At 63.4% G+C, this 24,684-nt stretch carries 24 protein-coding genes; 10 read left to right on the forward strand and 14 right to left on the reverse strand.

What is annotated here, in order from left to right; translation table 11 throughout:
- The first annotated feature begins 5 nt into the window (after positions 1-5).
- The gene (gene recO, locus LI72_RS01295; protein WP_033924059.1) at positions 6-740 is read left to right on the forward strand and encodes a DNA repair protein RecO; all 735 of its coding nucleotides are present in this window, start codon (positions 6-8) and stop codon (positions 738-740) included.
- Between the two features lie 81 nt (positions 741-821).
- Entirely contained in the window at positions 822-1,883 is a 1,062-nt protein-coding gene (gene leuB / locus LI72_RS01300; RefSeq protein WP_033924060.1) for a 3-isopropylmalate dehydrogenase, read from the forward strand.
- 411 nt (positions 1,884-2,294) lie between these two features.
- Here the strand turns inward: leuB and purD are convergent, their stop codons facing one another.
- A complete protein-coding gene (purD, locus tag LI72_RS01310) occupies positions 2,295-3,563 on the reverse strand; it encodes a phosphoribosylamine--glycine ligase (RefSeq protein WP_033924062.1) in 1,269 nt (422 codons plus the stop codon).
- Here purD and xseA point away from each other — a divergent pair.
- From xseA to LI72_RS01330, 4 genes are all read left to right on the forward strand, one after another.
- A complete protein-coding gene (xseA, locus tag LI72_RS01315; protein ID WP_033924063.1) occupies positions 3,562-5,019 on the forward strand; it encodes an exodeoxyribonuclease VII large subunit in 1,458 nt (485 codons plus the stop codon). The two genes, purD and xseA, sit on opposite strands and share 2 nt — an antisense overlap.
- A 129-nt stretch (positions 5,020-5,148) precedes the next feature.
- On the forward strand, positions 5,149-5,352 hold the full coding sequence (locus LI72_RS01320; RefSeq protein WP_033924312.1) for a DUF2093 domain-containing protein: 204 nt from the start codon (positions 5,149-5,151) through the stop codon (positions 5,350-5,352).
- A 4-nt stretch (positions 5,353-5,356) separates the two neighbouring features.
- Positions 5,357-6,283, forward strand: a complete 927-nt coding sequence (locus LI72_RS01325) for a M23 family metallopeptidase (protein WP_033924064.1) — start codon at positions 5,357-5,359, stop codon at positions 6,281-6,283.
- Positions 6,284-6,505: 222 nt separating this feature from the next.
- A complete protein-coding gene (locus LI72_RS01330; protein WP_033924065.1) occupies positions 6,506-9,610 on the forward strand; it encodes a TonB-dependent receptor domain-containing protein in 3,105 nt (1,034 codons plus the stop codon).
- A gap of 118 nt (positions 9,611-9,728) precedes the next feature.
- On the opposite strand, the gene LI72_RS01335 is transcribed toward LI72_RS01330, so the two are convergent.
- On the reverse strand, positions 9,729-10,271 hold the full coding sequence (locus LI72_RS01335; protein WP_156139429.1) for a hypothetical protein: 543 nt from the start codon (positions 10,269-10,271) through the stop codon (positions 9,729-9,731).
- Between the two features lie 310 nt (positions 10,272-10,581).
- Here LI72_RS01335 and LI72_RS01340 point away from each other — a divergent pair, with 310 nt between their 5' ends.
- The 3 genes from LI72_RS01340 to LI72_RS01350 all read left to right on the forward strand — a co-directional run bounded on the left by LI72_RS01340 (position 10,582) and on the right by LI72_RS01350 (position 16,987).
- Positions 10,582-13,560, forward strand: a complete 2,979-nt coding sequence (locus LI72_RS01340; protein ID WP_033924313.1) for a TonB-dependent receptor domain-containing protein — start codon at positions 10,582-10,584, stop codon at positions 13,558-13,560.
- A gap of 170 nt (positions 13,561-13,730) precedes the next feature.
- Positions 13,731-15,899: a TonB-dependent receptor gene (locus LI72_RS01345; RefSeq protein WP_033924067.1), complete on the forward strand. Its 2,169-nt coding sequence runs from the start codon at positions 13,731-13,733 to the stop codon at positions 15,897-15,899.
- Complete coding sequence (locus tag LI72_RS01350) at positions 15,899-16,987, forward strand: PepSY-associated TM helix domain-containing protein (RefSeq protein ID WP_033924068.1); 1,089 nt, start codon at positions 15,899-15,901, stop codon at positions 16,985-16,987. The genes LI72_RS01345 and LI72_RS01350 overlap by 1 nt, the downstream gene beginning before the upstream one ends.
- A gap of 3 nt (positions 16,988-16,990) precedes the next feature.
- On the opposite strand, the gene ruvB is transcribed toward LI72_RS01350, so the two are convergent.
- From ruvB to LI72_RS01400, 10 genes are all read right to left on the reverse strand, one after another.
- A complete protein-coding gene (ruvB, locus tag LI72_RS01355) occupies positions 16,991-18,013 on the reverse strand; it encodes a Holliday junction branch migration DNA helicase RuvB (RefSeq protein WP_033924069.1) in 1,023 nt (340 codons plus the stop codon).
- Positions 18,010-18,312, reverse strand: coding sequence for a type II toxin-antitoxin system RelE/ParE family toxin (locus tag LI72_RS01360; RefSeq protein ID WP_052129383.1), 303 nt, complete (start codon positions 18,310-18,312; stop codon positions 18,010-18,012). Before LI72_RS01360 ends, ruvB begins: the two co-directional genes overlap by 4 nt.
- Positions 18,305-18,556: a ribbon-helix-helix domain-containing protein gene (locus tag LI72_RS01365; RefSeq protein WP_033924071.1), complete on the reverse strand. Its 252-nt coding sequence runs from the start codon at positions 18,554-18,556 to the stop codon at positions 18,305-18,307. The genes LI72_RS01360 and LI72_RS01365 overlap by 8 nt, the downstream gene beginning before the upstream one ends.
- Positions 18,557-18,657: 101 nt before the next feature.
- Positions 18,658-19,272, reverse strand: coding sequence for a hypothetical protein (locus LI72_RS01370; protein ID WP_033924072.1), 615 nt, complete (start codon positions 19,270-19,272; stop codon positions 18,658-18,660).
- Entirely contained in the window at positions 19,269-19,868 is a 600-nt protein-coding gene (gene ruvA / locus LI72_RS01375; protein ID WP_033924314.1) for a Holliday junction branch migration protein RuvA, read from the reverse strand. Before ruvA ends, LI72_RS01370 begins: the two co-directional genes overlap by 4 nt.
- Before the next feature lie 136 nt (positions 19,869-20,004).
- Positions 20,005-20,484, reverse strand: coding sequence for a crossover junction endodeoxyribonuclease RuvC (gene ruvC, locus LI72_RS01380; RefSeq protein ID WP_033924073.1), 480 nt, complete (start codon positions 20,482-20,484; stop codon positions 20,005-20,007).
- A gap of 19 nt (positions 20,485-20,503) precedes the next feature.
- Positions 20,504-21,247 carry a YebC/PmpR family DNA-binding transcriptional regulator gene (locus LI72_RS01385; protein WP_033924074.1) on the reverse strand — a complete coding sequence of 248 codons (744 nt, stop codon included), beginning with the start codon at positions 21,245-21,247 and terminating at the stop codon, positions 20,504-20,506.
- A 69-nt stretch (positions 21,248-21,316) separates the two neighbouring features.
- Positions 21,317-21,811 (reverse strand): arsinothricin resistance N-acetyltransferase ArsN1 family B, encoded by a 495-nt coding sequence (locus LI72_RS01390; protein ID WP_033924075.1) that lies wholly within the window; start codon positions 21,809-21,811, stop codon positions 21,317-21,319.
- A gap of 9 nt (positions 21,812-21,820) precedes the next feature.
- Positions 21,821-22,066, reverse strand: coding sequence for a DUF2312 domain-containing protein (locus tag LI72_RS01395; protein ID WP_017670405.1), 246 nt, complete (start codon positions 22,064-22,066; stop codon positions 21,821-21,823).
- 67 nt (positions 22,067-22,133) lie between these two features.
- Complete coding sequence (locus LI72_RS01400; protein ID WP_033924076.1) at positions 22,134-22,457, reverse strand: DUF1244 domain-containing protein; 324 nt, start codon at positions 22,455-22,457, stop codon at positions 22,134-22,136.
- Positions 22,458-22,569: 112 nt separating this feature from the next.
- Here LI72_RS01400 and pyk point away from each other — a divergent pair, with 112 nt between their 5' ends.
- Positions 22,570-24,027 carry a pyruvate kinase gene (gene pyk / locus LI72_RS01405; RefSeq protein ID WP_231562325.1) on the forward strand — a complete coding sequence of 486 codons (1,458 nt, stop codon included), beginning with the start codon at positions 22,570-22,572 and terminating at the stop codon, positions 24,025-24,027.
- Here the strand turns inward: pyk and LI72_RS01410 are convergent.
- Both LI72_RS01410 and LI72_RS01415 read right to left on the reverse strand, forming a co-directional pair.
- Positions 24,015-24,413, reverse strand: coding sequence for a type II toxin-antitoxin system VapC family toxin (locus LI72_RS01410; protein ID WP_033924077.1), 399 nt, complete (start codon positions 24,411-24,413; stop codon positions 24,015-24,017). The two genes, pyk and LI72_RS01410, sit on opposite strands and share 13 nt — an antisense overlap.
- The gene (locus tag LI72_RS01415; protein ID WP_033924078.1) at positions 24,410-24,667 is read right to left on the reverse strand and encodes a type II toxin-antitoxin system Phd/YefM family antitoxin; all 258 of its coding nucleotides are present in this window, start codon (positions 24,665-24,667) and stop codon (positions 24,410-24,412) included. Before LI72_RS01415 ends, LI72_RS01410 begins: the two co-directional genes overlap by 4 nt.
- Between the last annotated feature and the right edge of the window lie 17 nt (positions 24,668-24,684).

Here is a 24,684-nt window from a genome sequence, read left to right on the forward strand (position 1 = left end):
TGAGCTTGCCCGTAATCCGCACCCCCGCGATCGTCTGCACGGTGCGCAAGCATGGGGAGCGTGGGGCGGTGGCGCGGCTGTTTACGCCTGACCACGGCTTGCAGGCGGGCTATGTGCAGGGCGGGCGCTCTACGGCTTTGCGACCGGTGCTGATGCCCGCAAACCTAGTGACGGCAGAGCTGCGCAGCCGTTCGCCTGATCAGCTTGCCAGCCTGACGGTCGAACTTTCCACCAGCCGCGCGCCTTATTATGCCGAGCCTCTGGCGGCGGCGGCGTTTGATTGGGTGACGTTGCTCACCGCGACGGTCGCCCCGGAGGACCAGCCTTTCCCGCGCCTCTACGCTGCGCTGGCGGCGCTGCTTGATCTGATCTGCGCGGCCCCGTCGGCGCGTTGGTGGGCAAGGGCGATGGTGCAATATGAGGCGCTGTTGCTGGCAGAGCTGGGCTTCGGGCTCGAACTGGAACGGTGCGCGGTGACCGGGGAGCGTGCGGACCTGGCCTATGTCAGCCCGCGCACCGGGCGCGCGGTGTCGCTGCACGCCGCAGGTGTCTATGCCGAGAAATTGCTGGTGCTCCCCGCGTTCATGACCAGTGACGCCGAGCCTGGTTGGGAAGACTTGCTGCAGGGCTTTGCGCTCACCGGCCATTTCATCGAGCGCCAGTTCTTCGCCGAGCGCCGCGCCGATCCGCTGGCGGCGCGGGTGATGATGATCGACCGGTTGAGGCGGATCGCTGGCTGATCGCGCGGCTCCCGCAAAACAATGTTGCTTGATTGCGCTGTCGGACGCTATGCGCGCGGCGATCACTGACAGGAAAACCTCATGAAAATTGCAATCCTTCCCGGCGACGGCATCGGACCCGAAATCATGGCTGAAGCCGTGCGTGTGCTGCGCGCGCTCGACCTGCCGGGGATGGAATTGCACGATGGCCTTGTCGGCGCCGCGGCCTGGCGTGTGCACGGTCATCCGCTGCCGCCCGAGACACTGGCGCTGATGCACGCATGCGATGCAATGCTGTTCGGCGCGGTGGGCGATCCCGCCTGCGACGGGCTCGAGCGGCATCTGCGCCCCGAGCAGGCGGTGCTGGGGATGCGCAAGGAGCTGGGGCTGTTCGCCAACCTGCGCCCAGCCAAGGTTTTTCCGGGGCTTGAGGCGCACAGCTCGCTGCGTCCCGAGGTGGCCGGCGCCATCGACCTGATGATCGTGCGCGAACTCAACGGTGACGTGTATTTCGGCGAAAAGGGCATGCGCACCACCGCCGATGGCCAGCGCGAAGGCTATGACATCATGTCGTACAGCGAGAGCGAGGTGCGCCGCATCGCGCATGTCGCCTTCCGCACCGCCCAGGGACGCTCGGGTCGGCTGTGCTCGGTGGACAAGGCCAATGTGCTGGAAACCTCGCAGCTATGGCGCGATGTGATGATCGAGGTCGCGGCGGAATATCCCGATGTGACGCTCGAGCATATGTATGTCGACAACGCCGCAATGCAGCTGGTCCGCGCGCCTGGCAAGTTCGACACCATCGTCACCGGCAACCTGTTCGGCGACATTTTGTCGGATCAGGCGAGCATGTGCGTCGGTTCGATCGGCCTGCTCGCCTCGGCCTCGCTGGGCGCGGAGCAGACCGCGTTCGGCACCAAGGGAGCGTACGAGCCGATCCACGGCAGCGCCCCCGACATTGCGGGCAAGGGCCTCGCCAACCCTGTCGCGATGATCCTCTCCGCCGCGATGATGCTGCGCCACAGCTTCGGGCTGGAAGCAGAGGCCGCACGGATCGAGGCGGCGGTCGCGAGTGCACTCAACGGAGGCGCGCTGGGGGCAGATCTCGGCGGGACGATGGGCACCGTCGCGATCGGCGATGCGGTGCTGGCGGCGCTGGGCTAATCTTTAATGCCCCCCACAATCGGGGCAGGTTAGATTATAAAACGAATGCTTGCTCCGGAAGCCAAGCTTTCCCTCGTCCAAAATTTTGCCCATCATGTTGAGCGCGATGACATTGTTGCAGTTCGCAAACCTAAACGTCAGCATAATTACGAAAAACAACAAAAACCAAATCAAGGCTAACAGCAGAAATTCTCGAAAGTGATTTTGTCCAAAATCCGTGAGCATTACGATCAGGTTGCATAGCAGCATTCCAGCGAAGGCAAAGCTGGCAGACCCTCTCCCGATGAATCGATAGATTTTCATGGTCCAGCCCGCGTTTATTCGATGCTTCCGTTGCTGACACGGGCGCGGCATGAATGCAAGTTTGACAGCCTGAAGAGACTAATCACGCTGTATGGCCGTTGCTGAGATTCACCCCCGCTCGCGCGCCACCTCGCGCCAGCCGATGTCGCGGCGGCAAAAGCCGGTGGGGAAGCTGATCGCATCGACCGCGGCATAGGCGGTGGTCTGCGCCTCGGTCACGTTGCTGCCGGTGCCGGTGACGTTGAGCACGCGGCCGCCGTTAGCGACCAATACGCCGTCCTTGAGCGCGGTTCCGGCGTGGAAGACCTTCGCGTCGCCGACATCGCCTAGCGTGATCGCGCCGCCCTTGTCAGGCGTGCCGGGATAGCCCTTCGCGGCCATCACCACGGTCAGCGCATAGTCGGCCGAGAAGCGGGGAGGGGGGCAGCTGGCCAGCTCGCCCTTGGCGGTTGCGAGCAGCAATTCGGCCAAGTCGCTCCGCAGCCGGGACATCAGCACCTGGCATTCGGGGTCGCCAAAGCGGCAGTTGTATTCGATCAGCCTGGGCCCTTCGCTGGTGAGCATTAGCCCGGCGAACAGCACGCCCGAATAGGGCATCCCCTCGGCAGCCAGCGTCGCGACGGTCGGCGCGATGATGCGCTCCATGACCTGCGCTTCGAGCTCCGGCGTCAGGACGGGAGCCGGGCTGTACGCGCCCATGCCGCCGGTGTTCGGCCCGGTATCGCCTTCGCCGACGCGCTTGTGGTCCTGTGCCGATCCGAAGGCGACGATCGCGCTGCCATCGGTGATCGCGAAGAAGCTCGCCTCCTCGCCGGTCATGAACTCCTCGATCACCACCTCGGCCCCGGCATCGCCAAAGGCGCCGGCGAACATATGGCCGATCGCGTCCTCGGCCTCTTCGGCGGTCTCGGCGATGATCACGCCCTTGCCCGCCGCCAGTCCATCGGCCTTGATCACCACCGGCAGGTCGAAATCGGCGAGCGCCGCGCGCGCTTCGGCTGCATGGCTGGCGCGGACATAGCGTGCGGTCGGGATGTTCGCGCGGTCGCACAGGGCCTTGGTAAACCCCTTCGAGCCTTCGAGCTGCGCGGCTTTCGCCGAGGGTCCGAACACCGGCACACCGGCAGCGCGCAGGCTGTCGGCCAGGCCATCGACCAAGGGCGCTTCGGGTCCGATCACGACGAGCCCGATGGCATGTTTGGCGCAGAATGCCGCAACCGCTGCATGATCGGTCACGATGAGGTCGACACAGGTGGCGTGCTCTGCAATGCCGGGATTGCCCGGCACGGCGACGATGCTTTCCACCTGCGGGGATTGCGCCAGTTTCCAGCACAGGGCATGTTCGCGTCCGCCGCTCCCCACCAACAGGATATTCATGCCCGACCCCTTTTCAGATGATGCCCAATCGCGTTCGGGCGGGCTGTTAGCCCAGATGGCGGCGGGCGACAACGCCCCGCCGCTGTCGGTTTCGGAAATCTCGAATGCATTGAAGCGCATGGTCGAGGACCGGTTTGGCCATGTGCGGATTCGCGGCGAGATTTCGGGCTTCAAGCGTGCCGCCTCGGGCCATTGCTATCTGGCGCTGAAGGACGACAAGGCGGTCATCGACGGGATCATCTGGAAGGGCACCGCCGGGCGGCTGAACTTCGCGCCCGAGGACGGGCTGGATGTCATCGCCACCGGCAAGCTGACGACCTTCCCGGGGCGCTCCAAATATCAGATCACGATAGAATCGCTCGAACTCGCCGGTGAAGGCGCGCTGATGCAGCTATTCGAGAAGCTCAAGGCGCGGCTGGCGGGCGAGGGACTGTTCGATTCCGACCGCAAGCGGCCGCTGCCCTATCTGCCGCGCACCATCGGCGTGGTGACGTCGCCCACAGGCTCCGTGATCCGCGATATCCTCCACCGGCTGGCGGACCGTTTTCCCAGCCATGTGCTGGTCTGGCCGGTACTGGTGCAGGGCGACGGGGCGGCAGGCCAGGTCGCCGCTGCCGTGCGCGGCTTCGGCGCTATGCCGATCGGAGAGCGGCCCGACCTGCTGATCGTCGCGCGCGGTGGCGGTTCGATCGAGGATCTGTGGGCGTTCAACGAGGAGCCCGTGGTCCGCGCGATTGCCGAAAGCGTCATCCCGGTGATTTCCGCCGTGGGGCACGAGACCGACACCACGCTGGCCGATTTTGCCGCCGATCGCCGCGCGCCGACGCCGACGGCTGCCGCCGAAATGGCGGTGCCGGTGCGCGCCGATCTGCTTGGAGGTCTTGGCGAACTGGGCTTGCGCGCAACGCGGGCAATCAACCGCACCCAGGGCCTGGCGCGCGAGCGGCTCGAGGTGCGCGCGCAGAGGCTGCCCAGGCTGCAGGATCTGCTCAGCCCGCAACAACAGCGCGCCGATGATCTGGGCGAACGACTGCGCGCCGCTCTGGGGCTGCGGCTCGCCGATGCGCGCGGTACCCTGGCGCGGGCATCAGGCGCGCTGCGGCCTGCGGTGCTTGATGCGCGCGCGGGACTGGCGCGCGAGCGGCTGGCGCGACTGACACTCGATCCGGCGGTGCTCGAACGGATCACGCGGCGGGCGGCCGAGCGGCTGGCCGGGCTGGAGCGGGTGCTGGCGCAGCTCGACCCCGATGCTCCGTTGCAGCGCGGCTATGCACGGGTCAGTGCTGCCGATGGACGGACATTGATCGACAAGCCCGCTGCGGCGGCAGAACCCTCGCTGAAGCTGCATTTCCGCGATGGCGTGCTTGATGTCGTCCCGGTCGAGGGCCCGGTGGCTCCGCCCACTCCGCGCGCGAAACCCAAGCCGTCGGAAGCGCGCCAGCCCAGCTTTTTGTAGCGGCTTGCCGCCGCCGATTTGCACCGGGCGGCGGATTCGCTTATCTTTGTGCTGATCAATATGCAGGAGGGGGGACGATTGCCCCATCTGCAACGCAACAATTCTCTCCCGATGGAGCCTGTCTACACGATGCTGATGTCCAACCGCGATCGCACTGCGCGCCTGCATTACATGCCCAACGGCTTTCGTCTGCTGAGCCCCGGTGACCATGTGCTGTGCGCCGAAACCGGCCAGAAGATCGATCTGGAAGAGCTGCGCTACTGGAGCGTCGAGCGGCAGGAAGCCTATGCCACCTGCGAAATTTCGGTCCGCGCAGCACTGGGGCAGCGCTGAGCCGATGACGGCGGGGCGACTTCTTGCCGGTCTGGCAGCGGCTGCGATCACTGCGCCGTTGCTTGCGCAGGCCACGCCCGCCGCGGCGCCGGCGCAGACCGCCGCCAGCCAGGCTGATGCGCCCGATTTTCTCAAGCGCCCGTTTGGCGCGATGCGACCACTCGCGAGCGGCATCCGCCTCGATGGCGCGCCCAGCCAGGGCGCCTTGCTGCGCGGCACCGCGCCGCGCGGGGTGACCGGGCTCGATCTCGACGGGACCAGGGTTCCGGTTGCAGAGGATGGCGCGTTCCTGTTGGGCTTCAACCGCGATGCGCCTGCACTTGGCGTGTTGACCGTGACCTTTGCCGATGGCGAGGTGGTCAGCGAGCCCCTGGCGATCGAACCGCGATCATGGCGGGTCGAATATGTCGCGGTGGCGGCGCGCGGCGGCGTGCCCAGCGAGGCGTTCATGGCACGGCGCAAGCCCGAGCTCGACATGATCGCGGCGGCCAGATTGCGCGGATCAGATAGCCTCGGCTGGCGTCAGCCGTTCATCTGGCCGGCGCAGGGCCGCATTTCGGGTATCTTCGGGTCGCAGCGCGTCTACGCGGGTGAGCCCGGGTCCTTCCATAGCGGTGTCGATGTCGCAGGCGCGGTGGGGGCTCCGGTCGTGGCCCCTGCCGATGGGGTGGTGATCCTGGCAGCCCCCACGCCATTCTCGCTCGAAGGCAATCTGCTGATGATCGACCATGGCATGGGGCTCAACAGCGCGTTCCTGCATCTGTCGTCGATCGACGTGAAGGACGGCGAACGCGTGCGGCAGGGCCAGCAGATCGGGCGAATCGGCGCAACGGGCCGAGTGACCGGGCCGCATCTGCACTGGAGCATGAAGTGGAACGATGCCAGAATCGACCCGCAACTTTTGGTGGGTCCGATGGGGGCTCGACAGTAACTTTATTTCTTGCTGGAATCTGAACCGCCGGTAAATGTGGCATTCATGTTACAGCTAGCCGTAAAACGGGGGTTTCATGGGCTCCCTGTCCTTTACATCCGATAACTGCGAAGTTTAGCTGCACCCAGGTCTGGGGAGACCGACGGGTGTTATGTGTCCGAAGTTCGGCCCCTGATTGCCTTGAACCGCGCACCGCGCACAAACCGTACAGGGGTTGCACACATGAGAATTTCCGCCCGCCTATTCGCCGGGGTCGCTCCCGTCGTTCTGGGAGTCGCGCTGACCGCGGCACCTGCCTTTGCGCAGGACCAGGATGCACAGGATCAGGAAGCCGCTGCTGACGAGGTTGATGCCTCGGCCATCGTCGTGACCGGTTCGCGCATCGATCGCCCGAACGTCAATTCGCCTTCGCCGATCACGTCGATCACCATCGCCGATCTGGCCAGCGGCGGCGACGTCTCGCTGGGTGACGCGCTGAACGAACTGCCGGCGCTCCGCTCGACCTTCGCTCAGTCGAACTCGACGCGCTTCATCGGTACCGCCGGTTTGAACCTGCTCGACCTTCGCGGCCTGGGCACCAACCGCACCCTGGTTGTCGTCAACGGCCGTCGCCACATCACCTCGCAGCCGGGCGTCCCGACCAGCGTCGACGTCAACACCATTCCGACTGACCTCGTCGAGCGCGTCGACATCGGTACCGGCGGCAACGCTGCCGTGTACGGCGCCGATGCTGTGGCAGGCGTCGTCAACTTCGTGCTGAAGCGCGATTTCGAAGGCATTCGCCTGCGCACCCAGGCCGGCATCTCGGGCGAAAAGGACCGTGGTTCGTACTTCGCGTCGCTGACCGCTGGTGAGAACTTCGCCGAAGGTCGCGGCAACGTCGCCGTCAACGTCGAATATTCGTTCCAGAACGATCTTTACTACACCGATCGCGACAGCCAGTACGGTGCATTCTCGGGCCGCAGCCAGTTTCAGCTGACCGAAAACACCATCGGTGAACCGGCTGCAGGCAACGGCATCTTCGACAACACCTTCCTGCGCGGCATCCGCAACAACAACATCTCCGAAGGTGGCCTGTACACCTCGACGTGCCCCACGCCGGCAAGCGCAGCCAACGCCGCGCGCCGTGCGCTGAACTGCAACGGCCTGCTAAGCAACACCGGCCAGCCGCTGGGCTTCACCTTTGTCTTCGCACCCGATGGCAGCCTTGTCCGCAACGACGTGGCCCGCGATTTCCGCACGGTTGGTTCGGCCAACTCGCAGGGCGGTCTGGGCTCGACGCTGCGCCTGACCGGCCAGCTGAACCCCGAACTGGAACGCATCGCCGTCAACACGCTGGCCAGCTATGAATTCAGCGAAGCCTTCCGTGTGTTCCTGGAGTCGAAGTACGTTCGCATCAATGCGATCCAGGAAGGCCAGCCGTCGTTCTTCAACAACACCTTCAGCATCAACAACGCGTTCCTGACCACCCAGGCACGCAACACGCTGGTGCAGTCGCTGGCACCGGGTGCCACGACCTTTACCGCACAGCGTTTCAACGTCGATTTCGGCGGTCGCGGTGAAGACCACCAGCGCGAAACCTTCCGCATCGTCGGTGGTTTCGAAGGCACGTTCAACGAAGACTGGAAGTATGAAGTCGCGCTGAACTACGGCCGTCTCGAAACCTTCTATCGCACCGAAGGCAACGTCAACGTCGCTCGCTACAACAACTCGATCAATGCCGTGCGCAACGCCGCCGGCAACATCGTTTGCGGTATCAATGCCGATGCTACCGCCGCCAACGACGATGCCGCATGCGTTCCGGTGAACCTGTTCGGCAACGGCCAGCCCAGCCAGGCCGCGCTGAACTATTTCATCGTGGATTCGACCCGCTTCCAGAATGCCGAGCAGATCAATGCCACGGCGTTCGTCTCGGGCGACCTGTCGCAGCTGTTCGAACTGCCCGGCGGTCCGGTCAGCTTCGCAATCGGTGGCGAATATCGTGACGAAACCGCCTATTCGGAATTCGATGCCCAGACCCGTTCGGGCGCGACCTTCCTGAACGCCATTCCGATCTTCGACCCTCCGCGTCTGAAGAGCTATGAAGCGTTCGGCGAAATCCAGGTTCCGATCCTTTCCGAAGTGCCGTTCTTCCACGAACTGTCGTTGAACGCGGCAGGCCGTGTGGCCGATTACAACATCGGCAACTCGGGCACGGTCTATACCTACAACATCGGCGGCGTCTGGGCTCCGGTTCCCGATCTGCGGATCCGTGGTACCTATGCTCGTTCGGTGCGCATTCCCACGCAGAGCGATCTGTTCGCAGCCCCCAGCCAGACCTTCCTGAACGGTCTGGTCGATCCTTGCGGCCAGAACAACATCAACAACAACCCGAACCGCGTCCGCAACTGCGCTGCAGCCGGCGTTCCGGTCACGGAAGTTGTCAACGGCGTGACCGTTCCGTTCACCAACATTCCGGCATCGGGTATTCGCGGCCTCAACGGCTCGAACCCCAATCTGTCGGAAGAGCGCAGCGACAGCTTCACCGTCGGCGTGGTGGCTCAGCCTCGCTTCATCCCCGGCCTGACGATCTCGGTCGATTACTACAACATCACGATCGACAACGTGATCTTCTCGCTGGCTGCGCAGACGATCATCAACCAGTGCTATGACAATCCGAGCGGCATCAACAACCCGTTCTGCGCGGCGATCTTCCGTCGTCCGGACGGCACGTTCCAGGGTCAGCAGAACCGCAACGTCGGTGGCGGCACGATCAACTATACGGTTGGTCCGAACGACACCTCGTTCATCTCGGGTCCGTTCAACTTCGCCAAGCAGAAGACGGCGGGTATCGATGCCGACATCAGCTACACCGTCAGCGACGGCAACACCCGCCTGAACCTGCGCGCTGTGGTTTCGTACGTCATCCGTCGCGACAACTTCACCGACATCAACCAGCCTGATTTCCGCGATCAGGTCCTGTTTGAACTGGGTGATCCGCGCTGGGCGGCCAACTTCAATGTCGATCTCGACTTCGGCAAGATCGACGTGGGTTATCGCATGCGCTTCCTCGACAAGCAGTCGATCGGGACCATCGAGTCGATCCGCACGATCCAGGATCGTCCGCCGACCAACCCCGATGCGTTCCCGCGCGATTTCTATCCGCGCGTGGTCTACCACAACCTGCGCGTCGGTCTGGACGTGGATGAGCGCTTCCGTCTGTATGGCGGTGTCGACAACCTGACCGACCGTCAGCCCCCGCTGGGCCTCGATGGTACGGGCGCTGGTTCGGGCACCTACGACAACGTCGGACGCTTCTTCTACGTCGGCGCAGAAGCAAAGTTCTGATCTGTCACCAGGGCCGGTCGCTCCATCCGGGGCGGCTGGCCAGGGTGCACAAGCCACAAAAAAGCCGCGTTCCTCTTGCGGGGAACGCGGCTTTTTTGCGTCTGGCTGAGGTCTGAGCTTATTCGACCCGCTTGGCGCGGACAGCACGCTTGTTGCGCACCTTGAGGAAATAGCCGCCCATCACGCCTGCCTTGATCTCGACGGCATCGCCGACGGCGGGGTTGATCGTCATCGCTTCGGTGGTCTGCCAGACGGCACCTTCCGGGATTCCGATGTTCCAGCGTCCACCTGCGGCGCGGCCCAGGCTCTTGATGGTGGTGTTCAGCGTCTTGTCGGCTTCGGTGTCGTTGTCCTTGCCGCCAAAGATCGACAGGTCGGGGAGGCGGAAGCCGAACAGCGAACGCTTGGTCTTCTGGACTTCCTTTTCCTCGATCACCACGATCTGCTTGGAATCGACCGCAGCCGAGAGCGTGGCCGATGTGGAGTCAAAGCAGGCGAGCCGCTGCGTGTTGTCGGCAATGCCGCGGCACGCCTCCAGCGCTTCGAACAGCTCGGGGCTGGGGGGTGTGGGCGCTTTCTTGCGATCCTGCGCGATGGCGGGCGTTGCCAGGATCGCGGCGATGGCCACCCCGCATGCCAGCATCGAATGTACCTGCCTCATGTGTCACTCTTCCCAATGTTGTCGAATAAACCTGCCATAACCGATCCGGTGGAAAAGTGGAAAACGGTTTCGACACCGCATGGCAGCGTCATTTGCGCAGGCTGGCGCGCGATGCCCACGATATGCTGCGCCGCAATGAAAGCTGTGTGGCTTTTTTGCTACATGCGGCGGAAAAGCGTTACAATTCCGCCGTCCACAGTTGCGCAGCTTTCTTTGTTTCGCCTACACAGACCGCATGGTGGGCCACAGAGACCCTCCAGAACTGGGTTTAGCCATGCCCAAGGGCGCGGCGATCAAGGGGAAATACCACATGAAGACGCAATTTAAGCTGAGCCTGCTTGGCACCAGCCTCCTCGTAGGTGCAGCATCGCTCGCAACGCCTGCCTTCGCGCAGGAACAGGAGCAGGACACCGCCGCACAGAGCGATTCCACCATCGTCGTGACCGGTTCGCTGATTTCGAACCCGAACATCGAGCGTGCCGCTCCGGTCAATGTGACATCGGCTGACGAAATCGACCTGCTGCAGTCGAACGTCGCTGAAGAAATCCTTCGCGAAATCCCCGGTATCGTTCCGTCGATCGGTTCGGCCGTGAACAACGGCAACGGCGGTAACTCGTTCGTCAACCTGCGCGGCCTCGGCTCGAATCGCAACGTTGTTCTGCTCGACGGTACCCGTCTGGTTCCTGCGACGCTCGCTGGCCAGTTCGACCTCAACAACGTGCCGCTGGCACTAATTGAGCGCGTCGAAGTGCTGACCGGCGGTTCGTCGACCACTTATGGTGCCGACGCTATCGCAGGTGTTGTCAACTTCATCACGCGTCAGGATTTCGCCGGTCTCGAAGTCAATGCCGCAACGCAGATCACCGAAGAAGGCGATGGTCACACCGTCCGTCTCGACGTAACCACCGGCGCCAACTTCGACGATGGTCGCGGTAACGTCGTGCTGAGCGTCGGCTACCAGACCGCTGACCCTGTGTACCAGGGCGATCGCAAGATCGGTCAGAACGTCATCGGTTCGTTCACCGGGCTGGGTGCCGGTTCGGGTACTGCCGTTCCGTCGCGCTTCAGCGTCCCCGGATCGGGCACGCTGCAGATCAACCCGGCTGGCAATGGCCTAGTTCCGACCTACGCGCCGTTCAACTTCGCTCCGGACAACATCTTCCAGACCCCGTTCGAGCGCTTCAACATCTTCGGCGCTGCCAAGTATGAAGTGTCGGACGGCATGGAAGTCTACACCCGCGGCCTGTTCTCAAAGAACACCGTCGACACCATCATCGCACCCTCGGGCGCGTTCGGTATCGCCGTCCAAATCCCGCTGAGCAATCCGTTCCTGCCCGCTGGCATCCGCAACCAGTTCTGCGCTGCCAACGACTCGAACCCCACGCTTGCCGGTATCCAGACGCTGACCACCGCACAGTGTAATGCTGCTGCTTTGGCAACCAGCCCTACGGACCCCAACTACCGCGAAATCACCACCTCGCTGTTCCGTCGTGCAGTCGAAGCCGGTCCGCGTATCTCGAACTACCAGAACACCGTGTTCGATTATAAGCTTGGCATCCGTGGCGGTATCACCGACACAATCGACTTCGATGTGTTCGGTAGCTATGGTCAGTCGGATCAGGTGCAGACCATCAAGGGCTACACCCTCAACTCGCGTGTCCGTGACTCGCTGCGTGCGACCAACCCCAACACCTGCCTCAGCGGCAATGCTGGTTGTGTTCCCGCGAACTTCTTCAGCGCGACCGTCGGTGGTCTTACCCCAGCAGCGGTTGCCTATCTGGTCGGTGAATCTACCGTGCAGACCAAGACCACGCTGGCGCAGGCTCGTGCAACGATCAGCGGCGACTTCGGTGTGGCCAGCCCGTTCGCAACCGACCCGATCTCGTTCGCTGTCGGTGGCGAGTACCGCAAGTACACCGCGCAGCAGGCGTCTGACACGCTGGCAGCGTCGGGTGACCTCGGCGGTGCCGGCGGTGCGGCTCCGAACATCAACGGTCAGTATGACGTCTATGAAGCTATCGGCGAAGTCATCATCCCCGTCGTCCAAAGCAAGCCTTTCTTCGAAGATCTGACGCTCGAAGCCGGTATCCGTTATTCCGATTACACCGTCGATGATCCGGCCAGCCCTGGTTACACGACCACCACCTGGAAGGTCGGCGGAAGCTGGACTCCGGTGACCGGCGCCAAGCTGCGTGGCTTCTATGCACGTGCTGTTCGCGCTCCGAACATCAACGAACTGTTCGCACCCAACAACACGGGTCTGACCAGCCTGACCAACGATCCTTGCGCATCGATCAACGACACCGGCACGGCTCGTATCCGTCCGGCGCCGACCGGAACGCTGCGTGATGTCTGCTTGGCGCAGGGTGCAAACGCTGCAAACGTGGGGTCGATCAACCAGCCGACAGCGAGCCAGGCGAATCAGACGTCGGGCGGCAACCTTGCCCTGGGTGCTGAAACGTCGAACAGCTACACGATCGGCCTGGTGCTTGAACCGGCGTTCATCCCTGGCTTCTCGATGACCATCGACTACTACAACATCAAGGTTTCGGGCGCCATTTCGACGCCTTCGCCTGACGATGCTTTGAACGCCTGCTTCTCGGGTGCCAACCTGAGCGTCAGCAACCCTGCCTGCCTGGCGATCCGTCGTGATCCCCAGACCGGCAGCCTCAACGGCGATCCGGCAACCACGCCGGGTCTGTTCCTGGGCTTGTCGAACCTTGGTCGTCTGGCGACCGACGGTATCGATCTCGTCATGAACTATCGCCGTGACCTCGGCTTTGCCGATCTGTCGCTTTCGTTCGTTGGTAACTGGACCAATAGCTCGACCTTCCAGTCGACGCCGTCGGACGTCAACCGCGATTGCGTTGGCATCTACAGCATCAACTGCGGTTCCCTGCAGCCTGAGTTCCAGACAACCACTCGTCTGACCCTCGGATTTGAAGGCGTGGATGTATCGCTGCTGTGGCGCTACATCGACTCGTTCGAATACGAGTTCTTCAACGATGGTATTGCAACGAACAACTTCTTCCAGGGCACCCCGATCGGTTACACCAACCGTGAAGACCTCAATACCATTCCTGCCTACAACTACTTCGATGCGACCACCCGTTTCGACCTGATGGAGAACCTGACTGTCACACTGACCGTTCAGAACATCTTCAACAAGACGCCGCCGATCACCGGGGACGCTGCTGGTCCGACTGCGTTCAACTCGGGCAACACCTTCCCGTCGACCTATGACGCGCTGGGTCGTCGCTTCGGTGCGGCCATCAAGCTGCGCTTCTGATCCCCTCGGGGTTCAGCAACGAACAAAGGAGGGCGGGTCGCAAGACCCGCCCTTTTTTTTGTCCATCTCAGGGATGGATATAGCTTCGAAAGAGATCGCGAAGCTAATGCAAATGGGTTGCAATAGCGTGGACGCGTTGTTAGAGGCTCACCCAGCAAAAGGGGTGAGTCATGAAGATTTCGCATGTTTTGATCGGCCTGCTGGCGACAACCGCTACGCCAGTGGCCTGGGCTCAGACCTCCGCACCAAATACAGCAGACATAGCCGAGGATCAGGTTGACGATGATGATATCGTCGTCACCGCCGCGCGCACCATTCTGCCGCCAACCGCTCTGCCTTTGACAATCGATATCATCGACAAGGAGGCGCTGGACCAGCAGATCATCCTGTCCGGTTCAGTGACCGATGCCGTCGCCACGCTCACGCCGTCCTTTTCGCCGACGCGCGGCAAGCTGTCGGGGGCAGGGGAGACGTTGCGGGGTCGTTCACCGCTTTATGCGATCAACGGCATCCCGCAGTCGACACCGCTGCGCGATGGCAGCCGCGATGGCTTCACCATCGACGGGTTCTTTGTGGATCGTGTCGAACTGATCTACGGCTCCAACGCGCTGCAGGGCATCGGTGGTACGGGCGGCATCGTCAACCAGGTCACCGTCGGCGCTCCGACCCAGGAAGGCGTTTCGGGCCGCGTTCTGCTGCAGGGTACCGCAGACGGCGATCTCCATTCGGATGGCTTCGGAGCCAAGGCTGCCGGGCTGGTGCAATACAAGGCGGACAGGTTCGATGCGACGGTGGGCGCGTCGTACGAGCGGCGCGGCGTGTTCTATGATGCGCGCGGACGCCGCATCGGCTTGAATCTCACTCAGGGCGAAACCCAGACATCCGATGCGCTGTCGCTGTTCGGTCGCTTTGGCTACGCACTATCGTCCACAGCCCGGATAGACCTGATGGCCAGCCGCTACGAGCTCAAGGGCGACGGCGAGTTTGTTGCGGTGGCCGGCAATCGCCTCACCGGTCTGCCCACCGGCGCCGTTCGCGGCAACCCTCCGGGCGATCCTGCGGCCAACCGCACCGAGAGCCTGGCGCTGTCGCTGACCGATACCGATCTGGGCGGTGGCAATTTTGTCAGCCAGGTCTTCTTCAACCGGACCCGAGATACGTTCGGCGGCGAAATTGCGCCGATTGCCACCTTTCAGGATGCGCGGATCGCGCCGGTCGGAACGCTGTTCGATCAGTCGCAGAACCGGTCGCGCAAGCTCGGCGGCAAGGTCAGCTACGAGCGCGCGGTTCCCGGGTTTGAAGATCTGACCGCCATCATCGGCTTTGATGCATTGTATGACCGCACCGAACAGCGGTTGATCGCCACGGATCGCGTCTGGGTGCCGCCCACTGATTTCCGCAGCCTCGCGCCGTTCGCGCAGGCCAACCTCAAGCTGTTCGATGGGCTTTTTCGCGTCGCGGGTGGTGCGCGCTGGGAGAATGTCGAAATCAAGATCGACGACTATACCACAATTGCTACCACAACGACGCCGCGGGGCGGGGTGCTGGTCAATGGCGGCAGCCCCAAGTTCGATGATGTGCTGCTCAACGGCGGCGTGATTTTCGAGCCAGCACAGGGCATCCGCTTCTATGCCAGCTATGCCGAAGGTTTCACCGTCCCCGATGTCGGCCGGATCACGCGCGCCATCAGCACGCCCGGGGTCGATCTCGACAATTTCCTCGACATCAGTCCGATCATTTCGAATAACCGCGAGATCGGGGCCGAGGTAAAGCGCGGGCCGCTGGACGCTACAGTGACCTATTTCTGGTCGTCGAGCACGCGCGGGCAGATCCTGGTGGCGCGGCCTGACGGCATTTTCGATGTCCAGCGTCAGCGCGTCGAGATCGAAGGGCTGGAGCTGAACCTTGGCGTTCAGATGCCGATCGACGGTCTACGGCTCTCCGCCGGCTATGCGCACATTACCGGCCGCACCGATACCAATGCCGACGACAGGGTCGATACCGATCTTGATGGCACCAACATCTCGCCTGATCGCCTCAACCTTGCCGCCAGCTTCGATCGGGGCAGGGTGTCCGCGCGCGTGCAGACCCAGGTCTATTTCTCGCGGACGTTCGAAGGGCTTGTCCGCGATCCGCGCAACGACTTTGGTGGCTACACGCTCACCGACGCGTATCTGGGCTATGAGGTCGGGCCCGGGCGGGTCATCCTGAGCGCGCAGAACATCTTCAACCGCCAGTACATCGACTATAACAGCGACGTGCGGCTGCCGACCGACAACCTTGCGTTCTTCGCGGGGCGGGGCCGCACGATGACGCTCGCCTGGGACATGCGCTTCTGATGAAGACGCTCGACTGGCTGCACCGCTGGACAGGCGGGCTCATCGGCCTGGTGCTGCTGGTGCTGGGGCTGAGCGGAACCGTGCTGCTGCACCGCGATGCGTGGATCGGTGTGCCGCATGCCGATGACGCGCAGGTACAGGAGACCGGCGCGGTCATCGCTGCGGTCGGGCGGATCATGCGCGATCCCGAAGCACGGCCCAACGGCATCGTGATGGCGAGCGAAAGCTTCGGTCTGCACCGGCTGTCCTATCCCCACGACGCGGGGGCCTATGCCACGCAGGCGGGCGAGATCGTGATGCGCTGGGACAGCCCGTGGCAGCGGCCCGAACTGTTCCTGTTCGATCTGCATCACCATCTGCTGGCGGGCGAGACCGGGGAGATCGTCACCATCATCGCCGGGCTGTGCGGGCTGTTCTTCGTGATCAGCGGTATCATCCTGTGGTGGCGGACGCGATCGACATTCCGGCTCCGTCTGATCCCGGCGCGCCTCACGCGCCCCGCCATCCTGTGGCATCACCGCGATCTGGGCATCATCGTCGCGCCGTTGCTGCTGCTGGTCATCTTCACCGGGACGGCGATGGTCTTTCGTCCGATTACCGCCCTGGTGCTGGGGTCGTCCGCGCCCGCGACGATCGAGGCATCGTTCAAGGCGCCCGATATCGCGCCTGCGCCGCTCGCCGCACAGCCCGATTGGGTGCGGATCATCGGCACCGCGCGGCAGCGTTTTCCCGATGCTGAAATCCGCATCATCGCGCTGCCGCGCGACGAGGGCGGGCCGATCACCATGCGGATGAAGCAGCCGGCCGAATGGCTGCCCAACGGCCGCACGACCTTGTGGTTCGCACCCGATAGCGGGCGGCTGGTCGAAGCGCGCGATGCGCTCAAGCTGCCGGGCGCAGCGCAATGGTTCAACATGGCCTATCCGCTGCACGCGGCCAAGGTGGGCGGGCTGCCCTATCGGCTGCTGCTGACGATTGTCGGCCTGGCGCTCAGCCTGCTGGGATCGCTGACCGTATGGACCTTCTGGTCCCGCCGCAAACCTGCACAGCGTGGTGGACGCGTGCGCGCACCGGTGGCGGCAGAATAGCCGTTACAGGTCGAACAGGCCTTCCTGTGCGCCCTCGGGTGGGTTGAGGCCGAGATGCTTCCAGCCGCGCGCATTGAGGCAGCGGCCACGCGCAGTGCGGGCGATGAGGCCCAGCTGGATCAGATACGGCTCGATCACATCCTCGATGGTATCGCGTGGCTCGGACAGACCTGCCGCCAGCGTTTCGACGCCGACAGGACCGCCGCGATAGATATCCGCGATCATCATCAGATACCGCCGGTCCATCGCATCCAGCCCCAGCCGGTCGACCTCCAGCCGGGTCAGCGCGGCGTCCGCTGCAATCGCATCGACAGTGGGCTGTCCCGCCACATTGGCAAAATCGCGCACCCGGCGCAGCAGCCGCCCGGCGACGCGCGGCGTACCGCGCGCACGCCGAGCGATTTCGGTCGCACCATCGGGGGCGATGGCCAAGCCCAGCAGCCGTGCGGCGCGCGTCACGACGGCTTCGAGTTCGCCGACGGTATAGAAATTGAGCCGCACCGGAATGCCGAAGCGATCGCGCAACGGCGTCGTCAGCAGCCCCTGACGGGTCGTCGCGCCGATCAGCGTGAACGCGGGCAGGTCGATCCGCACGCTGCGTGCCGATGGCCCCTCGCCGATGATTAGATCGAGCGCGCGGTCCTCCATCGCAGGGTAGAGCACCTCCTCGACCACCGGATTAAGCCGGTGAATCTCGTCGATGAACAGCACGTCGCCTTCCTCGAGATTGGTCAGCAGTGCCGCCAGATCGCCCGACTTGGCGATCACCGGGCCGGATGTCGCGCGAAAGCCCACGCCCATCTCGCGCGCGATGATCTGCGCCAGAGTGGTCTTGCCGAGGCCGGGAGGGCCGAACAGCAGCACATGGTCGAGTGCCTCGGAGCGCCCACGCGCCGCCTCGATGAACACGCGCAGATTATCGCGCGCCGCCGCCTGGCCAATGAACTCGGCCAGCGTCTTGGGGCGCAGCGCCGCATCCTGGTCCTCGGGGATGCGGTCGGGGGTGAGCAGGCGGTCTGTGGTCATTGTTCTGGCGTCATCGAGGTGGGTACGTCTCTGGCATGGTGCAGAATGCGAACGATCAGAACTTCGTCATCCGCGCTGCGAAGATAGATGCGATGCGACTTGTACCCGAAACTGCGCATTGCGAAACCCAGATGTTCCTCTGATGTACCGATTAACGGCCTTTCCCTCAGCAGGGTAAAGGTCGCCCGCAAACCGATCAGATATTGGCGGGTGGTGGCAGCGCCGAATGCCGCCTTGCTGTAAATCCTGATGTCGCGCAGATCGTGCTGCGCAGCCTCAGCAATACGCAGCCTAACCACGCAGATCGGGGTCTTCGGCCATGATTGCGTCGAGAACGTCCTCCGGCTCGCTGTCCAGCACCCTGGATTTAAGTCCCACGTCTATCTGTGCCTTCAACCAGGCGCTCTCTTCTGCTGCCTGTTCCTGATCCCGCCGCAGCAGGTCGAGCACATAGTCGGCTGCATCGGCGTACTCGCCCAGCGCGACGCGCTCGTCAATCCATTGCTTCAGGGCAGGCGACACCGATATGGTCATGTCCGTCATGGACGAAATTATAGTCGAACGCGGGATCAAGTCCAGCGACGGCGCTTCACCGCGCCGCTATGGATGGCTTAATGCTGTGGCGGAATGACAGAGGGTAACGTCTACCTCTGTTTCTCCATCTCATCCAGATTTCGTCTGATCTCAGCATTCGTCTCATCCAGATTGCGCGAAAAGGCTTCGGCATCAATCTTGAACGGAACCCATTTGGCGATAGGATCCAAGGGCCTTGGCGTGCCGCGCGCGACCAAGCCACGGGACAACGAGTCCGGGCCTTTGCTCCAATCTCTGTCTTCGGCTCGCTGGAAAAGCAAGGGCGAGAAAGCAAAAGTCCTGTTCGGCTGCCGACTGGCATTGCCGGTGATGAATCCCGTTAGAACGCCATCTCTTGAGTTGTGATCGTCTGACCACATCTCGACCCAGGTGTCGCACATTGAGGTAAGCCTCAATTTGATCTCGATTGTGCTGCCGACGGGTATACCGCGCACGGCTTCCAAGGTCGTTGCTTGGAGGCCTTGTATTTCCTGCTTCGCAGCCGAGTGCAGAGCCTTATCCACCCGAACCTTCAGTACGACGGCGCCGTCGGGGACATATTCAGGAGCCTTGTTTACCACAACCGAACGGTAGGTTCCTGTATACGTGCAGGCGATAGCGGGATGGGCAATCGGTGCCATCAACCCGATGAAAAATGCGACCAGCCAGGATTTGCTAACCGTCACCGCGCCGCCTTCTTCAGCGCCAGCCGCACCAGTGCGTCGAGGCTCGCGCCGTCGCCCAGTTCTTCTTCCGCGCCAGCCACGGCGCGGGCCGCGTCGGCGGGTTTGAAGCCCAGGTTCTGCAGCGCGGAGACCGCGTCGGCGGCGTGGTTGCCGACCAGCGCGGGGATGCCGATGCCCGCCGGGCCTAGGGCGATCGCGCCCATCTTGTCCTTGAGCTCGTTGACGATGCGCAGCGCCAGCTTCGGCCCCACGCCTTGCGAGCGCGCGATCATCGCCTTGTCGCCCTGCGCCACCGCGCGGGCCAGCTCTTCGGGGGTGAGGGCGGAGAGGATGGCTAGCGCCACCTTCGATCCCACGCCCTGCACGCCGGTGAGAAGGCGAAAGCCGTCGCGCTCGCTGGCAGAGGCAAAGCCGATCAGCCGCATGTCGGTCTCGCTCACCTGCATCTCGGTGTGCAGCACGACCTTGTCGCCGCGCGCCGCCAGGCCGGAGAGTGTACGTGACGAGGCGAACACCAGATAGCCTACGCCGCCGACATCGATCACCGCGTGATCATGCCCCATGCTGTCGAGCGTTCCGGTGAGTTTGGCGATCATTTCAGCGAAGCTGCTTTCCATTTTTCGTCATGCTGAACTCGTTTCAGCATCCATCGTGCCTCGGCAGCCGAAGCCGCGTGGGGGAGAGATGGACCCTGAAACAAGTTCAGGGTGACGGCAAGGGGAACGCGAGCCTTCAGTACGGTTGCCCCGCCAGATGCGCATGCGTGATCGCCACTGCCAGGGCATCGGCCGCATCGGGCCCTGCAATCTGCACGCCGGGCAGCAGCCGCTGCACCATCGCGTCGATCTGCACCTTCTCAGCCGCGCCTGTGCCGACAATCGCCTTCTTGATAAGGCGCGGGGCATATTCGCCCACGCTCAGGCCCGCCCGCGCCAGCCCGAGCAACAAGGCGCCGCGCGCCTGCACCAGCTTCAGCGTCGATTGCGGGTTCTTGTTGACGTAGATTTCCTCGATCGCCGCGCTGTCCGGCTGATAATCGGTGATGATCGCCGCCAGCGCGGTATCGAGTTCCAGCAGCCGCGAGGGCAAACCAGCCTTGGCGTTGGTCTTGATCTGGCCGTTGGCAATATGGCTCAACCGGTTCCCCACCGAGCGGACCACGCCCCAGCCCGTGGTCCCCAGGCCAGGGTCAATGCCAAGGATGATCGTCATTCGCGCGGGGCGAGCTGGGTTACCCCAGCTTCTCCATCACCTCGTCGGAGACCTCGTAATTGCCCCAGACGGTCTGGACGTCGTCGTCATCGTCGAGCGCGTCGATCAGCTTGAACAGCGTCTGCGCGTCGCCTTCTGCGACATCGACCTTGACCTGCGGGCGCCAGGCGAGCTTGACGCTCTCGGCTTCGCCCAGCGTCTTTTCCAGCGCGCCGGAGACCGCGTGCAGGTCTTCCATGCTGGTCCAGATGTCGTGGCCGTCTTCGGTGGATTCGATGTCCTCGGCGCCTGCTTCCATCGCGGCTTCGAGTACCTTTTCCTCGTCACCGACGCTGGCCGGATAGCTGATCAGCCCCATGCGGTCGAAACCGTGGCTCACCGCGCCTGATGCGCCCAGGTTGCCGCCGTTCTTGCTGAACGCGGTACGAACGTTGGTCGCGGTGCGGTTGCGGTTGTCGGTCAGCGCTTCGACGATCAGCGCGATGCCGCCGGGGCCATAGCCTTCATAGCGGATTTCTTCGTAATCCTCGCCGCCAGCGGCCGATGCCTTGTCGATGGCGCGCTGGATATTGTCCTTGGGCATCGACTGCGCCTTGGCGGCATTGACGGCCAGGCGAAGGCGCGGGTTCATGTCGGGATCAGGCATCCCCATCTTGGCCGCAACGGTGATTTCGCGGCTGAGCTTGGAGAACATCGCCGAGCGCTTCTTGTCCTGCGCGCCCTTGCGATGCATGATATTCTTGAATTTGCTATGGCCTGCCATGGCGGAGTTCTGCCTGTCTGATTGAGTGGATGCGAATGCTGGTGCGCGCCTTTACACCAGCGGGGCGGCCTATAGCAACCGCTGCCACCAGCCGACATCGCGCCAGCCACCCAGCTTCCAGCCCACCTCGCGATAGATGCCGACAGGAACCATGCCCATCGCCTCGTGCAGCGCGATGCTGGCTGTGTTGGGCAGGGCGATGCCAGCGAAGACGGCGTGGATGGATCTGGCCTTCAACCGATCGAACAGCGCGGTATAGAGCGCGCGGCCCACGCCCTGGCCCTGCGCGTGCGGGGCGATGTAGATCGCGATATCGGCAGAGGTAGCGTAAGCGGCGCGAACCCGGTGCGGGCTGGCATAGGCATAGCCTGCGATCTGGCCATCGCTTTCCGCCACCAGCCATGCGTGCGATGCGCCGTAATTTGCGATGCGGCGCGCCATTTCGTCGGCGCTGGGGGCTTCGGTTTCGAAGCTGACCCAGCTCTGCTCGACAAAAGGCGCGTAGATGGCGGCGAGGGCCTCTCCGTCACGGGGCTGCCCGTCGCGGATATGGATCGCCGCCATTCTTTCAGATCAACCCAGGCCCAGAGCGGCCTTGTAGGTGTCGAGGATCGCTTCCATTTCCTGCCGATCGTGCGGCTCCATTTTGCGCAGGCGGACGATCTGGCGCATGATCTTGGCGTCATAGCCCTGCGACTTGGCTTCGTTATAGGTGTCGCGAATGTCGTCAGCGACGCCCTTGCGCTCTTCTTCCAGGCGCTCGATGCGTTCGATGAAAAGGCGCAGCTGGTCGTCGGCCGACATGATGGGTTCGCTCATGATCTGTCTTTCATTTCGGATGGGGCACCGGGCGAATCTCCCGACGCGCAAATGGTGGATCGCCCCCTTAAGGGTGGTCGGCGTTCTTCGCCACGCTTTCCTTCATGCGGGCGATCTGTTCTTCGCTGGCTTCGCCCTGGTAGCGGGATTTCCAGGTCGCAAAGTCCATGCCGTAGATCAGTGCGCGGGCGCTGTCGCGGTCGGGCGCGCCGCCAGCCTCCTGCACCCAGTCGGCCAGGCAATTGCGGCAGAAGCCGGCAAGACCCATCAGATCGATGTTTTCGGCATCATGCCGGTGGCGCAGATGGCCGACCAGGCGGCGGAAGGCGGCGGCAGCAACATCATCGGGGATGTCGATCTCGGTGGGCGGGGAAGGGATGGCATCAGTCATATAAATTTTTCCACAACGGTTTTGCGATTGGAGACGGTCTGGCCTAAGCAACGCGCGACCATGCCGTTACGATTTGCAAGCGTCTACGGCGATACCAGTCCAGGGGAAAGATGTGAGCAAGACTATCGCCAAGCGCAGCCGCAAGGTCAAGATTCTGGCAACCTTGGGCCCGGCGAGCAGCAGCCCGGACATGATCGAGAAGCTGTTCCGCGCCGGGGCCGATGCATTCCGTGTCAACATGAGCCATGGCGACCACGCCACGCATGCGACGACGATCAACACGATCCGCCAGATCGAGACGCGGCTGCAGCGGCCGATCACGATCCTGTGCGACCTTCAGGGCCCCAAACTGCGGGTCGGCACGTTCAAGGACGGCAAGGCTTTCCTGAAGCACGGCCAGCATTTCACGCTCGATTCGAACCCGGAACCCGGTGATGATCAGCGCGCCTACCTGCCGCACAAGGAGATTTTCGCCGCGCTCGACAAGGGCCAGCGGCTGCTGATCGACGACGGCAAGATGGTGCTGCGCGTGCTGCGCCCCGGTGAGACCGAAATCCTGTGCTCGGTCGAGGTGGGCGGGTTCATTTCCGACCGCAAGGGGGTGAACGTCCCCGACAGCCTGGTGCCGATGGCGGCGCTGACCGAAAAGGACCGGCGCGACCTGGCGTTTGCGCTCGACATGGGTGCGGACTGGATCGCCTTGAGCTTCGTCCAGCGGCCCGATGACGTTGCCGAAGCGCGCAGCCTGATCGGCGGGCGTGCCGCGCTGATCGCCAAGATCGAAAAGCCCGCCGCGCTCGCCTCGCTCGAGGCGATCATCGAAATGTCGGATGCGGTGATGGTCGCGCGCGGCGATCTGGGCGTGGAAATGGCGCCCGAAGAGGTGCCGGTGATGCAGAAGCGTATCGTCGAGACCGCGCGCCGTTCGGGCAAGCCGGTGGTCGTCGCCACGCAGATGCTCGAATCGATGATCACCAGCCCGTCGCCGACCCGCGCCGAGGTCTCCGATGTCGCCAATGCGGTCTATGACGGCGCCGATGCGGTGATGCTTTCGGCTGAGACCGCGGCAGGCGACTGGCCCGAACTCGCGGTCGGCATGATGGACCGCATCGCGACGCAGGTCGAAAGCGATCCGGGCTATAGCGCGCGCGTCCATTTCATCGAGACGCTGCCTGATGCGACCACCGCCGATGCGCTGTCTGCCGCGTGCAGCGAGATCGCCAACACCGTGCGCGTCAGCGCGATCGTTTGCTTTACCCTGTCGGGCTCGACCGCGCGGCGCGTATCGCGCGAGCGGCCCGCCGTGCCGGTGATGGTGCTGACCCCGTCGCGCGAGACGGCGCGGCGCGTGGGCCTGCTTTGGGGGGCCTATCCGGTCGTGACGCGCGATATCGGCAGCTTCGAGGAGATGATCGGCAAGGGCAAGCGCATGGCTTTGCGTCATGGCTTTGGCGAAGCCGGCGGCCGGATCATCGCGCTGGCAGGCGTTCCGTTCGGCACGCCCGGTTCGACCAACGTGCTTCATATCGTCACGCTGACCGGCGAGGAACTGAAGGGTTATAACGACTGATAGGCCAGGGGGTGTTCCAGCAGGGCCCGGTCGCGCGTCAACAGCCGCGCACCGGTCCGCTGCGCCTGGACGAGCAGCAGTTCATCGAACGGGTCCTTGTGGGCGAGCGGGACGATGAGGGGGGTAGCTGCGGTTTCGGCGTCCAGCGGCAGGATATCCAGCCCCATCCGCTTCAGCGCACCGAGAACCGGTGTCGGGTCACCCGGTCCCTTGCGCGTACCGGACACATGAAAGCTGTTCCATTTGAGCCGCAGTTCCCAGATCGCGACAGCCGACACCAGGATTTCGTTATCCGCTTCCGTCAGAGTCGCAAGTTCTTTGCCGGACAGTGCAGGCCGCTCGACCGCGAGCCAATAGGCAATGTGCGTGTCGAGCAGCAGCCTCAATCGTCAAGGCCCAGCACGTTACGGCTGAACGCGGGATCGTCGAAATGCTGCGGCAGTTTCATGGTGCTTGAATCCCAACCGATGTCGGCCAGATAGGCGTCGGCAGCGGCAAAATTCAGCGACTGCTTGCCTGTCGCGGCGATCAGCTCGACCATAGCGCGGCCGTGGCGGGTAATCACCACGCGTTCGCCGCGCATGGCTGCAGCGATGGCTTCAGAGAAACGAGCTTTGGCTTCGCGGATCGACATCTGCATGGCGCTGCCATAGCATA

The sequence above is a fragment of the Sphingomonas sp. 35-24ZXX genome (genome assembly GCF_000786215.1).
Classification (GTDB): domain Bacteria; phylum Pseudomonadota; class Alphaproteobacteria; order Sphingomonadales; family Sphingomonadaceae; genus Blastomonas.

Coding starts and splice junctions, on each gene's coding strand:
- LI72_RS01390 (WP_033924075.1), bottom strand. CDS start 21,811: ATGGCGGCGATCCATATCCGCGACGGGCAGCCCCGTGACGGAGAGGCC.
- LI72_RS01325 (WP_033924064.1), top strand. CDS start 5,357: ATGACGGCGGGGCGACTTCTTGCCGGTCTGGCAGCGGCTGCGATCACT.
- LI72_RS01365 (WP_033924071.1), bottom strand. CDS start 18,556: ATGACGGACATGACCATATCGGTGTCGCCTGCCCTGAAGCAATGGATT.
- ruvC (WP_033924073.1), bottom strand. CDS start 20,484: ATGACGATCATCCTTGGCATTGACCCTGGCCTGGGGACCACGGGCTGG.
- LI72_RS01400 (WP_033924076.1), bottom strand. CDS start 22,457: ATGACTGATGCCATCCCTTCCCCGCCCACCGAGATCGACATCCCCGAT.
- purD (WP_033924062.1), bottom strand. CDS start 3,563: ATGAATATCCTGTTGGTGGGGAGCGGCGGACGCGAACATGCCCTGTGC.
- LI72_RS01340 (WP_033924313.1), top strand. CDS start 10,582: ATGAAGACGCAATTTAAGCTGAGCCTGCTTGGCACCAGCCTCCTCGTA.
- leuB (WP_033924060.1), top strand. CDS start 822: ATGAAAATTGCAATCCTTCCCGGCGACGGCATCGGACCCGAAATCATG.
- xseA (WP_033924063.1), top strand. CDS start 3,562: ATGCCCGACCCCTTTTCAGATGATGCCCAATCGCGTTCGGGCGGGCTG.
- ruvA (WP_033924314.1), bottom strand. CDS start 19,868: ATGATCGCCAAACTCACCGGAACGCTCGACAGCATGGGGCATGATCAC.
- LI72_RS01320 (WP_033924312.1), top strand. CDS start 5,149: ATGCTGATGTCCAACCGCGATCGCACTGCGCGCCTGCATTACATGCCC.
- LI72_RS01345 (WP_033924067.1), top strand. CDS start 13,731: ATGAAGATTTCGCATGTTTTGATCGGCCTGCTGGCGACAACCGCTACG.
- LI72_RS01385 (WP_033924074.1), bottom strand. CDS start 21,247: ATGGCAGGCCATAGCAAATTCAAGAATATCATGCATCGCAAGGGCGCG.
- LI72_RS01350 (WP_033924068.1), top strand. CDS start 15,899: ATGAAGACGCTCGACTGGCTGCACCGCTGGACAGGCGGGCTCATCGGC.
- LI72_RS01335 (WP_156139429.1), bottom strand. CDS start 10,271: ATGAGGCAGGTACATTCGATGCTGGCATGCGGGGTGGCCATCGCCGCG.
- ruvB (WP_033924069.1), bottom strand. CDS start 18,013: ATGACCACAGACCGCCTGCTCACCCCCGACCGCATCCCCGAGGACCAG.
- LI72_RS01330 (WP_033924065.1), top strand. CDS start 6,506: ATGAGAATTTCCGCCCGCCTATTCGCCGGGGTCGCTCCCGTCGTTCTG.
- LI72_RS01395 (WP_017670405.1), bottom strand. CDS start 22,066: ATGAGCGAACCCATCATGTCGGCCGACGACCAGCTGCGCCTTTTCATC.
- LI72_RS01415 (WP_033924078.1), bottom strand. CDS start 24,667: ATGCAGATGTCGATCCGCGAAGCCAAAGCTCGTTTCTCTGAAGCCATC.